The following is a 12,725-nucleotide window of genomic DNA, read 5'->3' on the forward strand; positions in this document are numbered from 1 at the left end:
TCGGCGACCCGCCGGAGCTCCCGCCCGCCCTGCAGGGCCGGGAGGCGGTCCTGCTGCCCCGGCGGGAATGGAGCGTGCACCGCCGGCTCGAGGAGGACTGCGTCGCCACCGAGCTCGCGGGCATGCTGGGGGCCCGGTGGCAGGTGGGCGGCGTGCGCCGGCTGTCCCCGCCGGGCGACCCCGAGGCGCGCGGGCACGTCCGGGCGCGCTACACCGTCGACCTGCTCGACCGGCATACCGGCAGGCCCGAAGAGCGGGACCTGCTCGTCGAGGGGGCGGGGCTGGGCTACCTCGGTCGCCACGCCCTGGCGGTGGCGGGGGCCCTGGGCGACCACGTGCCCCGCGTCTACGGGTTCTCCGACGGGCTGCTGTTCCGCGAGTGGCTGCCCGACGGGCCCGGCGCCGGCGAGGACCTGGCCGGGGCCGAGGTGGTGGCCGCCTACGTGGCCGACCGTGCGCGGGCTCTCCCCGCCGCCACGGACCCGACCCCGGGGCTGCGCGGCCGGGACCCGGTGTGGGAGGTGGCCGCCGGGCTGCTCGCCGGCCCGTACGGTCCGGCCGCCCCGTTCGCCCGGACCATGGTGCTGGAGCCGCTCACCCGCCGGCTGCTCGCCTGCGACCAGCCCAGCGTCGTGGACGGCGCCACCGAGCTCGACCGCTGGCGGCCCAGCCGGGGGGCGGGCGGCCTGCGCAAGGTCGACTTCCACCAGCTCGCGTTCAGCAACACCGAGCTGGGCTGCTACGACCAGGTCTTCGACCTCGCCGGCGCCGCCGCCGTCACGCGCACACCGGGGTTCGAGGCCACCCTGCGCCAGGCGTGGGAGGCCGGCACAGGGCGCCGGGTCGACGCCGAACGCTGGCTGCTCTACCGGCTGACCCACGTCCACCGCCTCGTGCGCGCCGGTGCCCTGACGGCCGACGGTGCGGCCCGAGGCAGCGCAGCAGCGGTCCACGACTACCTCGCCGGGTGGTACCTGCGCGACCTGGAGCCCCCGGCGGGCGGGCCCTGGGTCGCGGTGGACCTCGACGGTGTCCTGGAGACCGACCGGCTGGGCTTCCCAGCGACCTCCCCGGCCGGCGTCCTGGCGCTGCGGGCGCTGCGGGCGCACGGCTACCGTCCCGCCCTGGTGACCGGGCGCAGCCTGGACGACGCCAGGGACCGGTGCGAGCGCCTCGGCCTGGCCGGCGCCGTGGCCGAGTACGGCATGGCCGCCTACGACCCGCGCACGGGCCACGAGGTCGACCTGCGCGACGCGGCGGCACGTGAGCTGATGACCGCCGTGCGGACGGACCTGCAGGCGCGCGGCCTGGAGGTGGATGCCGGGCACCGGTATGCCGTGCGGGTGCGGCAGGACGGGGGGCCCCTCCGCAGCGAGCTGGAGCGGACCATCCCGCTGCTGCGCGGGCCGGACGTGCGGCTCGTCCGTGGAGAGGGGCAGACCGATGTCTGCTCCCTCGCGCTGGACAAGGGCACGGGCCTGGACCACCTGCTGGCCGGAAGCGGGCACCGGTGCGCCCTGGCCGTCGGCGACAGCGCCAGTGACCTGCCGATGATGGCGCGGTCCGTCCTGGCACGGGCTCCGCGCAACGCCGACGCGCAGGTGCGGTCCGCCGGGGTGCCACTGACCCGGCGCCCCTACCAGCTCGGCCTGCTCGACGCCTGCGCCGCGCTGCTCGGCCACCGCCCCGGTGGCTGCCCCGACTGCCGGCCCCCGGCCTTCCCGCCGCGCACCCGGGCCGTGCTCGCGGTGCTCGGGCTTCCCGAGGGCGGGGACCGCACGGTGCCGCTGCGGTCCCTGCGGCTGGTGGCCGCGCTCGCGAGGGGGACGTCGTGGTGAGGTTGCGCGAGGTCATGGTGCCGGCCCCACGGGAGGCGTGGGTGGACCTGCTCGGCCGCGATGCCGGAGCGACGGCGACCCAGACCCCGGAGTGGCTGGACTGCATCCGCGCGACCGGTCCCTGGGCGGATGCAGGCCGCTGGTACCGCTTCGACGACGGGCGGGAGGTCCTGCTCCCCCTCGCCCGGCGGCGGCACCTTCCGGCGGGGCTGTCCGTGGAGGGTTCGTGGCCGTTCGACTGGAGCGTGGGCGGCCCGCTCACCGACGGGCCGCTCACGGCGGACCACACCCGCGCCGTGTTCGAGGACCTGCTCGAGCATCCCGCGATGCAGCGGACCGTGCGGCTCGGTGCCCTGGCCGACCCGGCGTGGCGGTGCGCTCCCCCGGCGTTCCACGCGTCCACGCAGACCACCCACGTGCTCGACCTGACCGGCGGGTTCGACCACGTCTGGGGCGCCCGGTTCCAGTCCAGCGTGCGGCGAGCGGTGCGCCGGTCCGAGCGGTCGGGACTGCGGGTCGAGGTCGACCGCACCGGCCGTCTGGTCGAGGTGTTCAACGAGCTGTACCTGGCCTCGGTGGCACGGTGGGCCGCGGCGCAGCACGAGCCGCAGCTCCTGTCGCGGTGGCGGATGCTCCGGGCCAACCCTCCGGACAAGTTCCGCACCGTCGCCGAGCGGCTCGGCGACCGCTGCGCCGTGTGGGTCGCCTGGCAGGACGACCGCCCGGCCGCCGCCCTGATCGTCCTGCGCCAGGGCACCCAGGCCAAGTACTGGCGTGGCGCGATGGACCGGGAGCTGGCCTCGCCTACGCGCGCGAACGACCTGTTGCACCGCCTCGCGATCGAGGACGCCTGCCGCTCGTCGTGCACGCACTACGCCATGGGCGAGAGCCGTCCCGGCTCCGGACTGGCGAGGTTCAAGGCCGGGTTCGGCGCCCAGGAGCACCTCACCGGGTCCTACCGCAGCGAGCGGCTTCCGCTCACCCCCATCGACCACGCGGCCCGGGTGACCGTCAAGAAGGTGCTGCGCTTCGAGGACGCCTGACCCGCCGGTGGCCGGAGGGATGCACGGGCACCCCCGCTGATCCGCGCTGCGCCGCGAGGTCCCGACCGCCGTCCGACCCGGCATTTCGGCGTAGGCGCCCTCGCCGACGGGTCCCCCAACGGCAGGGTTGCCGCTCCCCGGCGCCGGTGTCTGCTGGGCAGGAAAGGACCGGCACAGCAGCCGCGTGCCGGGCCCGCCCGAGCAGGATGTGAGGCATCGTCGTGTGGTCCGTGACCGCCGTGGTGTGCGTCTACACCGAACGCCGGTGGGACCGCATCCTGCTGGCCCTGCACTCCCTCCGCGAGCAGACACTGGCTCCGCAGGAGGTCCTCGTCGTGGTGGATCACAACCCGGCGCTGAGGGCCCGCCTCGAGGTTGCCCTGCCAGAGGTGAGGGTGGTAGAGAACCGGCACCGGCAGGGGCTCTCCGGCGGCCGGAACACCGCCCTGGAGCTGGCGACCGGGGACCTGCTCGCCTTCCTGGACGACGACGCCCAGGCCGCCCCCGACTGGCTGGAGACCCTCGTGCGGGCGATGTCGACCGACGACGTGCTGGGGGCAGGCAGCCGGGTGGACCCGGAGTGGCAGACCCGGCGTCCCCGGTGGTGGCCGTCGGAGTTCGACTGGGTCGTGGGCTGCACCTACCGCGGCATGCCCGGCACCAGCTGTGTCGTCCGGAACCCCTCGGGCGGAGCCATGGTCCTGCGGCGTGACCTGCGCGAGCGGGCAGGGCTGTTCAGGGAGGACCTCGGGCGCGTCGGCGACCGGCCCGTCGGCTGCGAGGAGACCGAGTACTGCCTGCGCGCCGCGCGGCTGACCGGCGGCGTCTTCCGCTACGAACCGGCGTCGACGATCCTGCACCTCGTCCCGCCGGCCCGGTGCACCTGGTCGTACTTCCTCAACCGCTGCTACAGCGAGGGCCTGTCCAAGGCGATCGTGGCCAAGTCGGTCCGCGGAGCCGCGCCGCTCGCGACCGAGCGTCACTACGTGACCCGGGTGCTACCGGCCGGGGTCCTGGCCGGGTTGACCGACGCCGTGAGCCTGGACCTGCCGGGACTGCTCCGGGCCTCCAACATCGTGCTGGGAGTGGCGGCCGCGTCCGCAGGCTTCGTCACCGGCCGCGCCCGCAGGGTCGCCCTCGATGGGTGAGCGGCCGGTCTCCGGTGCCGAGCGGGCGACCGTCGCAACGACGCCGCTGCCCGGGACCGTGCGGGTGCTGATGTACCACAGCGTGTCCCCGGCGCCGGCGGAGCGCGGGTTCCGCCGCTACCGCGTCTCCCCCGGGCTCCTGGACGAGCACCTGTCGGCGCTGGCCGGGGCCGGGCTGCGCGGTGTCTCCCTGACCGACCTGCTGGAGCAGGCCCGGCTGGGGCGGGACGTGAGCCGCCTGGTGGCGCTGACCTTCGACGACGCCTTCGCCGACTTCACCGACCACGCCCTGCCCCTGCTGGGCCGACACCGGGCGCAGGCGACGCTGTACGTGCCCACGGCCCACGTCGGGCAGGACGCCGGGTGGCTCGGCACACGCCAGGGCCGGTTGCCGCTGATGGACTGGCCCGAGCTGCGGGCCGCGGGCGCGAGCGGCGTCGAGATCGGCTCGCACGGGCACTGGCACCGGGAGCTCGACGTCCTCCCGGCACGGGAGGTGCTGGCCGAGGCGCGGCTCAGCCGCACGCTCCTCGAGGACGAGCTCGGGACGGCCCCCCAGTCCCTCGCCTACCCGTTCGGCTACACCACCCGCGCGGTGCGCCGCGCCGTCCACGACGCCGGTTTCGCCTCCGCCTGCGCCGTGGGCTACACGACCTCGCCGCTGCCGGGCCTGGACCCGTTCGCCGTGCAGCGGCTGCTCGTCGCACCGGGCACCACCCCTGAGCAGCTCGCGGACCTGCTCACCGGTCGGCAGGGGGTGGAGTCCACCCTGCGCCGCTGGACCCGGCCGGCATGGCGCACGGCACGGCGGGTCCGGCACAGCTTGACGGGCAGCTCCCATGTGCGCGCTGCGTGAGGACTCCCGCTCGCAGGCCAGCCGGTCACCGGTGGCCGAGGTCGTCAGCCCCGCGCCACGCCAGGAGTGGCTGGCAGTGCTGGCCACCGACCCGGGAGCGTCGGTGTTCCAGACGCCGTCGTGGTTCGAGGCGGCCGCCGCCGTCACCGGGGCCCGCGACGTCAGCCGGCTCTACCTGACGCGGGACGGTCGTCGCCTCGTCCTGCCGCTGCTGCGCCGGCGTCCGCTCCCCGCCTTCTCCCTCGACGATGGCCTGCCCCACCCGTTCGGCCCGGGCGGTCTGCTCGCCACCGGCGGCGTGCGGCCGAGCGACGTGCAGCTGGTGCTGTCGGACCTGGGCCGCTCGCCGGCCCTGAGCACCCGCGTCACGGCGATGTTCGACGTCGCGGAGAAGTTCGAGGCCGGCCTGCCGGTCGGGGCCACGGCCACCCGCCTGCGGGTCCACGTGCTCGACCTCGAGGGCGGCTTCGCCACGGTCTGGGCCCAGCGCTTCCACCCCTCGGCACGCAAGGCGGTGCGCCGGGCCGAGCGGGCGGGTCTGACGGTCGAGCGGGACACCACCGGCCGCCTGGTCCCCGCGTTCTACGAGCTGTACCTGGCGTGGACCGCCGAGCGCACCAACCGGTCGGGGCTGCCGGTGCCCGTGGCGTCGGCGCTGGCCCGGCGGCGGCAGCCGCTGGCCGTGTTCGAGGCGCTGACCGGCCCGCCCCTGCTGGACTGCCGCACCTGGCTGGCCAGCCACGAGGGCACCCCCGTCGCCGGGCTGGTGACGTTCGTCCACGGGGCGCACGCCATCTCGTTCCGCAGCTACTCCCTGCGGGAGCACCGCGCCCTGAACGCCAGCCACCTGCTCAAGCGGCTGGCGATCGAGGATGCCTGCGCCGACGGCTGCCGGTGGTTCAACCTCGGCATGTCCGGCGGGGTGTCGGGTCTGGAGGCCTTCAAGGAGTCGCTGGGCGCCACGCCGCGGTGGGCCGTCGACTGCCGGGTGGAGCGCGTGCCGGTCCAGCGGCTGCAACGCGGCCGCGACCGGGCGGCCTCCTCCGCGGCAGCCGCGCTCACGCGCCTGCGCGGCGACACCGGCGACTGAGCCGTTCGGGACCCGCCAAGGGCGACGCGGCCCGGACAGCACAGCGGGCGGTGAGGTCTCCCTCACCGCCCGCTGCGCGCGATACGGCTGTATGCCGTGGCGCGCCCCTCACCGCCTCAGTAGCGGTAGTGCTCCGGCTTGTACGGGCCGGCGACGTCGACGCCGATGTACTCCGCCTGGTCCTTGCTCAGCTCGGTGAGCTTGACGCCGAGCGCGTCGAGGTGGAGCCGGGCGACCTTCTCGTCGAGGATCTTCGGCAGGACGTAGACCTGCTTGGCGTAGTCGTCGTTCTTGGTGAACAGCTCGATCTGGGCGATCGTCTGGTTGGCGAACGAGTTCGACATGACGAAGCTCGGGTGGCCGGTGGCGTTGCCGAGGTTCAGCAGGCGGCCCTCCGACAGCACGATGACGCTGTGGCCGTCGGCGAAGCGCCACTCGTGCACCTGCGGCTTGATCTCGACCTTCTCGATGGTCTTGTCGCGCTCGAGGCCGGCCATGTCGATCTCGTTGTCGAAGTGGCCGATGTTGCCGACGATCGCCTGGTGCTTCATCCGCGCCATGTCGGCGGCGGTGATGATGTCCTTGTTGCCGGTGGCGGTGATGAAGATGTCGGCGGTCTCGACGACGTCCTCGAGGGTGGTCACCTGGTAGCCGTCCATCGCGGCCTGCAGCGCACAGATCGGGTCGATCTCGGTGATGACCACGCGGGCGCCCTGGCCGCGCAGGGACTCGGCGCAGCCCTTGCCCACGTCGCCGTAGCCGAGGACGACCGCGACCTTGCCACCCATGAGGGTGTCGGTGGCGCGGTTGATGCCGTCGATGAGGCTATGGCGGGTGCCGTACTTGTTGTCGAACTTGGACTTGGTGACCGAGTCGTTCACGTTGATCGCCGGGAAGAGCAGCTGGCCGGTCTGGGCGAACTCGTAGAGGCGGTGGACACCCGTCGTGGTCTCCTCGGTGACACCGAGGATGCCGGCGGCCATCTTCGTGAACCGCTGCGGGTCCTTGGCGAGCGAGGCGCGCAGCACGTCGAGGATGACGCGGTACTCGCCCGAGTCGTTCTCGTCGGTGGCCGGGACGGCGCCCGCGGCCTCGAACTCGACGCCCTTGTGCACGAGCAGGGTGGCGTCGCCGCCGTCGTCGAGGATCATGTTCGGGCCGTCCTGGCCGGGCCAGGACAGGATCTGCTCGGTGCACCACCAGTACTCCGGCAGGCTCTCGCCCTTCCAGGCGAAGACCGGGACGCCCTGCGGGTCCTGGGGGGTGCCCTTGCCGACGACGATCGCCGCGGCGGCCTCGTCCTGGGTGGAGAAGATGTTGCAGGAGGCCCAGCGCACGTCGGCACCGAGGGCGGTCAGGGTCTCGATGAGCACGGCGGTCTGCACGGTCATGTGCAGCGAGCCGGCGATGCGGGCGCCCTTGAGCGGCTGCTGCGCGCCGAACTCCTCGCGCAGCGCCATGAGGCCGGGCATCTCGTGCTCGGCCAGGCGGATCTGGTGACGGCCGGCCTCGGCGAGGCTCAGGTCGCGAACCTTGTAGTCAAAGGACATGCGGAGAACTCCCTTTGGATCTCGGGTTTGCTGACCCGGCGCCGCCCATCTGGGCCTGCATCTGCGGGGTCATCACCCACGCCGGCGGTTGGCCAGTCTAACGACTGTGCCCCATGTCGCGAACCTCGCCGGGCTCGTCGGGGACGTAGGTGGAGTCGGCGACCACCGGGGCGTTGTCCCACCGGGCCCGCTCCTGGGCGCCGCGGTCGATGTCCGGCTCGAGGTACATCACCAGCTGTATGCCGGGCAGCGCCTCGCGCGCCCGGCGCTCCGCCGCGTCGATCGCCGCGGCGATGTCCGCCCCGCGCTCCAGCGGGCCGACCGCGAGCTTGGCCGCGACGAGCACCTCCTCCGGGCCCAGGTGCATCGTGCGCAGGTGGATGACCCGGGAGATGGCGCCCTCCGGGCCGTTCTCCAGGGCGTCGGTGATCGCCTGGAGCTGCTGCGGGCGGGCCGCCTCACCGACCAGCAGCGACTTCATCTCGATGGCCAGCACGCCGGCGACGCAGACCAGCAGCAGGCCGATCGCGGCGGTGCCCGCGGCGTCCCAGCGCCCGTTGCCGGTGACCAGGGTCAGCCCCACGCCGATGAGGGCGAAGACCAGGCCGACCAGGGCGGCGGAGTCCTCGAGCAGCACGACCGGCAGCTCGGGCTCCTTGGCGGTGCGGATGAACTGGGCCCACGTGCGCTTGCCGCGCTGCGGGTTGCTCTCCCGGACCGCGGTGCGGAAGGAGAAGCCCTCCAGCCCGATGGCGACGACGAGCACCACCAGCGGCACCCACCACCACCGGCCCTCGATCGCCTCGGGGTGAGACCACTTGTGCCAGGCCTCGTTGAGCGCGAACAGGCCACCGACGCTGAACAGGACGATGGAGACGATGAAGGCGTAGACGTAGCGCTCCCGGCCGAAGCCGAACGGGTGCGCCGGCGTCGCCTCGCGCCGGCTGCGCTTGCCGCCGATGAGCAGCAACAGCTGGTTGCCCGAGTCGGCGACGGAGTGCACCCCCTCGGCGAGCATCGAGCTCGACCCGGTGACGAGGAACGCGACGAACTTGGTCGCCGCGATGCCCAGGTTCGCCGCCAGTGCCGCGAGGATCGCCTTGCCGCCGCCTTCATGTGCCATGGCACCGAAGCCTATGTCCGCGCCGCGGCTGGGGGCACACAGGTGTCGTTCAGCCCGCGTTCAGGTCCCGTCCCCCGGCTGCACACGGGGCGCCCGGAGGGTGGCCGCAGGCCACCGCCGCGGCCGGGCCGGGCCGCTATCCCAGGGCCCGGTCGCGGCGGTCGCGCAGGTCCGCCACGTGCGGGGAGACCGAGGGGTCCAGCCCCAGCCCGATGGCCAGGTAGGTGGCGGCGAAGTCGGTCAGCGCGATCTGCCCGGCCAGCCGGGTCAGCGGGTGCCCCGGCTCGGCGACCGCGGTGGCCACCCGCACGCCGGCGTCGTGGGCGGTCTGCAGGACCGCGTCGGTGAGCTCCTGCACCTCGGCCGCCTCGGGTGAGAGCTCCTCGGGCGCGACGTCCCGCAGCATGAGCAGCCCGAGCCGGGGCTGGGCGGGGCCGTCGAGGAAGGGGTCGGCGAAGATGTCCGGTGCCGACTCCCGCTCCCCCACCCCGCGGCCGCCGCCGGCGGTGAACGGGCCGTCGAAGCTGGCCACGATCTGCGAGGCGGCGTCGGGCAGCTCGCCGTAGGAGGCCGGGATGCGGGCGGTGCGTTGCAGCATCGAGGCCGCACGGGCGGCGGCGACCCCGTTGAGCGGCCCGTCGCCCAGGATCACCGGGATCGACTCGGCGAGCTGCACCGCGAGGATCTTGGCCGGGTTGACGAACGACTCCGAGGTGGGCCGGCAGGCCTCGGCCTGCTCGTCGAGCCGGTCGGCGACCTCCATCAGCGCGCGCTCGGTGCAGTCGATCAGGCCCAGGCCGTCGGCGGCCAGCATCACCGGGGTGAGCAGCGACCACAGCGCCGTGCGCGAGGACGTCCGACCGTGCGGGACGTCGATGTGGATGCCACGGGCCGAGGCGCAGATCCGGGCCAGCGGTGAGTCGGGTGCCCCGACCGTGAGCAGCGACGCCCCGCGCCGGGCCGCCTCCGCGGCCACGGCCACCGGGCCGTGCGCCCGACCGGACAGGGACACGGCCACGACCAGGTCCAGCGGGCCGACCCAGCCCGGCAGCGGCAGGTTGCGGCGCACCGTCACCGGCACCGGTGAGCCGGGCTCGGCGAGCAGCTCCAGCACGTCGGCCACGACGGCCGAGCCGCCGAGCGAGGCCACGAGCACCGACCGGGGGCGCTCCCCGCCCCCGACCCGCTCGATCCCTCCCTCGCGGGAGAGCGTGATCTGCTCGCGGACCTGCGCACCCGCGGTGGCGAGCGCCCTCAGCGTCTGGCGCGAGTCACGCTGCGCGATCGCGTCGACGTCGTCGATCAGCGACTCGTCCAGGAAGGGAGCCATGCCGACCTCGCCGGATCAGCTTGCGAGAGAACGAGACTCGTCGACGAGCAGCACCGGGATGCCGTCGTCGACCCGGTAGGCGCGCGCGCAGGCGGCGTCCGTGCAGTGCAGCTCGGGGCCGGTGGGCCCGGTGCCGTCGACCAGCTCGGAGTGGCACTGCGGGCACCGCAGGATCTCGCGCAGCCACGGCTCGATGCGGGCGGCCTCGGGGCCGGGGACCGGCGGGTTCTGGGTCATCACTGTCCTCCTCGCACGAGCGACAACACATCGTCGCGCACGTTCTGCATGGTTGTCTCATCGATCGCCTCGACGTTGAGGCGCAGCAGTGGCTCGGTGTTGCTGGCGCGCAGGTTGAACCACCACATCGGCTCGCCCCGATGGGTCACGGTCAGCCCGTCGAGCTCGTCGACCTCGACGTCGTGCCGCTGCGCCCACTCCCGGACCGTCGCGGTGGTGGCCACCGCGTCGGCGACGGTGGAGTTGATCTCGCCGGACGCGGCATACCGGCTGAAGCGCGCGGCCAGCTGCGACAGGGGCGCGTCCTGCTCACCGAGGGCGGCGAGGACGTGCATCGCCGCGAGCATGCCGGTGTCGGCGAACCAGAAGTCGCGGAAGTAGTAGTGCGCCGAGTGCTCGCCACCGAAGACGGCGTCGTGCTCGGCCATCTGCGCCTTGATGAAGGAGTGCCCGACACGCGTGCGCACGGACTGCCCGCCCTCCTCGGCGATGATCTGCGGCACGGCCGCGGAGGAGATGACGTTGTAGACGATCCGCGCGTCGCGGCCCTCGGCCCGCTCCTTGGCGATCTCGCGCGAGGCGACCAGGGCCGTGATCGCCGACGGGCTGACCGGTTCGCCGCGCTCGTCGACCACGAAGCAGCGGTCGGCGTCGCCGTCGAAGGCCAGGCCGAGGTCGGCGCCGTGAGCGACGACGGCCTTCTGCAGGTCGCGCAGGTTCTCCGGCTCGAGCGGGTTGGCCTCGTGGTTGGGGAAGGTGCCGTCGAGCTCGAAGTACAGCGGCACGACCTCCAGCGGCAGCTCCGGCAACCCGGCGCCGGTGCCGAGCACCGCCGGGACCGTGTGGCCGCCCATGCCGTTGCCGGCGTCGACGACGACCTTCAGCGGGCGGGAGCCGGACAGGTCGACCAGGCCACGCAGGAACGCGGCGTAGTCGCCGAGCAGGTCGCGCTCGGTGATGGTGCCGATCCGGTCGCCGCCGCCGACGTGGTGGACCTCGCCGCGCTCGAGCAGCCACTGCGCCAGGTCGCGGATCTCGGCCAGGCCGGAGTCCTGCCCGACCGGGCGGGCGCCGGCGCGGCACAGCTTGATCCCGTTGTACTGGGCAGGGTTGTGGCTGGCGGTGAACATGGCACCGGGGACGTCCAGCGCCCCGCTGGCGTAGTAGAGCCCGTCGGTGGAGCACAGCCCGATGAGGGTGACGTCGAGGCCGTGGGCCGCGGCACCGACGGCGAAGGCCCGCGCCAGGTCCGGCGAGGAGGGCCGCATGTCGTGGCCGATGACGATCGAGGAGGCTCCCTCGGGGCCGGCGACGACCTGGGCGAAGGCCGAGCCGATGGCCGTCGCGACGGGCTCGCTCAGCTGCTCGGGGACGAGGCCGCGGACGTCGTAGGCCTTGATGAAGTCGGACAGGCGGGGCACACTCACGCGCCCGACCCTACCGATCGCGCAGCACCCGCAGGTGGCCGCGTCGCCCGACCTCGACGGTGCCCTCCGCGTCGGGGGCACTGGAGGGGGGCGGGGTGCGGTGCTTGCCGGCCTCGCGGACCGCGTCGGCGAGGGCGAGCAGGTCGTCCGGCGTCGGGCCCGGGTCGACGAACTCCCCCGACAGGCGCACGACCTCCCAGCCCCGCGGGGCGGTCAGCCGCTCGGCGTGGTCGGCGCACAGGTCGTAGGTGTGCGGCTCGGCGTAGGTGGCCAGCGGACCCAGGACCGCGGTCTGGTCGGAGTAGACGTAGGTCAGGGTCGCGACGGCTCCCCGGGCACAGGCGGTGCGGGAACACTGGCGCGACAGACTCACGGGGGGACTGTAGTGCGCGGCGTGCCCGCCGCGAACCCGGCACGCCGTAATGTGGTCGACGTGAGCAGTCCGCGCCCGTCCCGTCGACGCCGCAACCGGCACGGCCGTGGACCCCGCGGACCCCTCGCCTGGCCGCCCGTGCCGGCGATGCAGACCCGTGCCGAGCGGTTCGACGACCTGGTCCTCGACGCGGCGTCCCGGCTCGAGGAGCGGGTGGGCGAGGCGTTCGGCGAGGTCGAGTTCGCCGTGGAGGACGTGCCGCCGAGCGACCCGGCGCCGTGGGAGCCCGCGGACGTCGCCCTGGGCCGGCTCTTCGCCGCCCGGGGTCGCATGCCGGCGCGCATCGTCATCTACCGCCGGCCGGTCGAGACGCGGGTCGACGACCCGCGTGAGCTCGCCGCGCTGGTCAACGAGGTCGTCGTCGAGCAGGTCGCCGCCATGCTCGGGGTCGACCCGGCCGAGCTGGACCCCGGCTGGGACGTCGGCCCGGACGACGGCCCGCTCTGAGCCTGCCGGTGGAGCACCCCGCGCAGTCGGCTCCGGTCCTGGTGACCGGCGGCACCGGCACGCTCGGCCGGGCAGTGGTGGCCGAGCTGGCCGCCCGCGGGGTGCCGTCCCGGGTGATGTCCCGCGCCGCCGCCCCTGGCGTCCCCGGCCGGGTCCGCGGCAACCTGGCCACCGGTGCGGGGCTTGATGCCGCGGTCGCCGGG

The 12,725-nt window shown here is 74.3% G+C and carries 13 protein-coding genes; 7 read left to right on the plus strand and 6 right to left on the minus strand.

Features of this window, described 5'->3' with window-relative positions:
* The 5 genes from VF825_RS16970 to VF825_RS16990 all read left to right on the plus strand — a co-directional run.
* A partial coding sequence (locus VF825_RS16970; RefSeq protein WP_331115526.1) for a hypothetical protein occupies positions 1-1,838 on the plus strand: 1,838 nt, incomplete at its 5' end.
* Positions 1,835-2,881, plus strand: a complete 1,047-nt coding sequence (locus VF825_RS16975; protein ID WP_331115528.1) for a GNAT family N-acetyltransferase — start codon at positions 1,835-1,837, stop codon at positions 2,879-2,881. The genes VF825_RS16970 and VF825_RS16975, both read left to right, overlap by 4 nt.
* A gap of 230 nt (positions 2,882-3,111) precedes the next feature.
* Positions 3,112-4,029, plus strand: coding sequence for a glycosyltransferase family 2 protein (locus VF825_RS16980; protein WP_331115530.1), 918 nt, complete (start codon positions 3,112-3,114; stop codon positions 4,027-4,029).
* Positions 4,022-4,885 carry a polysaccharide deacetylase family protein gene (locus tag VF825_RS16985; RefSeq protein WP_331115532.1) on the plus strand — a complete coding sequence of 288 codons (864 nt, stop codon included), beginning with the start codon at positions 4,022-4,024 and terminating at the stop codon, positions 4,883-4,885. Before VF825_RS16980 ends, VF825_RS16985 begins: the two co-directional genes overlap by 8 nt.
* Positions 4,869-5,975 (plus strand): GNAT family N-acetyltransferase, encoded by a 1,107-nt coding sequence (locus tag VF825_RS16990; RefSeq protein WP_331115535.1) that lies wholly within the window; start codon positions 4,869-4,871, stop codon positions 5,973-5,975. Before VF825_RS16985 ends, VF825_RS16990 begins: the two co-directional genes overlap by 17 nt.
* Positions 5,976-6,091: 116 nt before the next feature.
* On the opposite strand, the gene ahcY is transcribed toward VF825_RS16990, so the two are convergent.
* From ahcY to VF825_RS17020, 6 genes are all read right to left on the minus strand, one after another.
* Positions 6,092-7,525, minus strand: coding sequence for an adenosylhomocysteinase (ahcY, locus tag VF825_RS16995; protein WP_331115537.1), 1,434 nt, complete (start codon positions 7,523-7,525; stop codon positions 6,092-6,094).
* 97 nt (positions 7,526-7,622) lie between these two features.
* On the minus strand, positions 7,623-8,648 hold the full coding sequence (locus VF825_RS17000; protein ID WP_331115540.1) for a cation diffusion facilitator family transporter: 1,026 nt from the start codon (positions 8,646-8,648) through the stop codon (positions 7,623-7,625).
* A gap of 136 nt (positions 8,649-8,784) precedes the next feature.
* Entirely contained in the window at positions 8,785-9,978 is a 1,194-nt protein-coding gene (locus VF825_RS17005; RefSeq protein ID WP_331115542.1) for an SIS domain-containing protein, read from the minus strand.
* A 15-nt stretch (positions 9,979-9,993) separates the two neighbouring features.
* On the minus strand, positions 9,994-10,215 hold the full coding sequence (locus VF825_RS17010) for a Trm112 family protein (RefSeq protein WP_331115544.1): 222 nt from the start codon (positions 10,213-10,215) through the stop codon (positions 9,994-9,996).
* Positions 10,215-11,642 (minus strand): phosphomannomutase/phosphoglucomutase, encoded by a 1,428-nt coding sequence (locus tag VF825_RS17015; RefSeq protein ID WP_331115545.1) that lies wholly within the window; start codon positions 11,640-11,642, stop codon positions 10,215-10,217. Before VF825_RS17015 ends, VF825_RS17010 begins: the two co-directional genes overlap by 1 nt.
* A gap of 10 nt (positions 11,643-11,652) precedes the next feature.
* Complete coding sequence (locus VF825_RS17020) at positions 11,653-12,015, minus strand: DUF3499 domain-containing protein (RefSeq protein ID WP_331115546.1); 363 nt, start codon at positions 12,013-12,015, stop codon at positions 11,653-11,655.
* 147 nt (positions 12,016-12,162) lie between these two features.
* Here VF825_RS17020 and VF825_RS17025 point away from each other — a divergent pair, with 147 nt between their 5' ends.
* Both VF825_RS17025 and VF825_RS17030 read left to right on the plus strand, forming a co-directional pair.
* Positions 12,163-12,522 (plus strand): metallopeptidase family protein, encoded by a 360-nt coding sequence (locus VF825_RS17025; RefSeq protein ID WP_331115553.1) that lies wholly within the window; start codon positions 12,163-12,165, stop codon positions 12,520-12,522.
* Between the two features lie 8 nt (positions 12,523-12,530).
* The coding region (locus tag VF825_RS17030; RefSeq protein WP_331115555.1) for an NAD-dependent epimerase/dehydratase family protein at positions 12,531-12,725 on the plus strand (195 nt) is incomplete at its 3' end.

Origin of the sequence: Oryzihumus sp., from assembly GCF_036391795.1 — a bacterium.
Taxonomy (GTDB): Bacteria; Actinomycetota; Actinomycetes; order Actinomycetales; family Dermatophilaceae; genus Oryzihumus.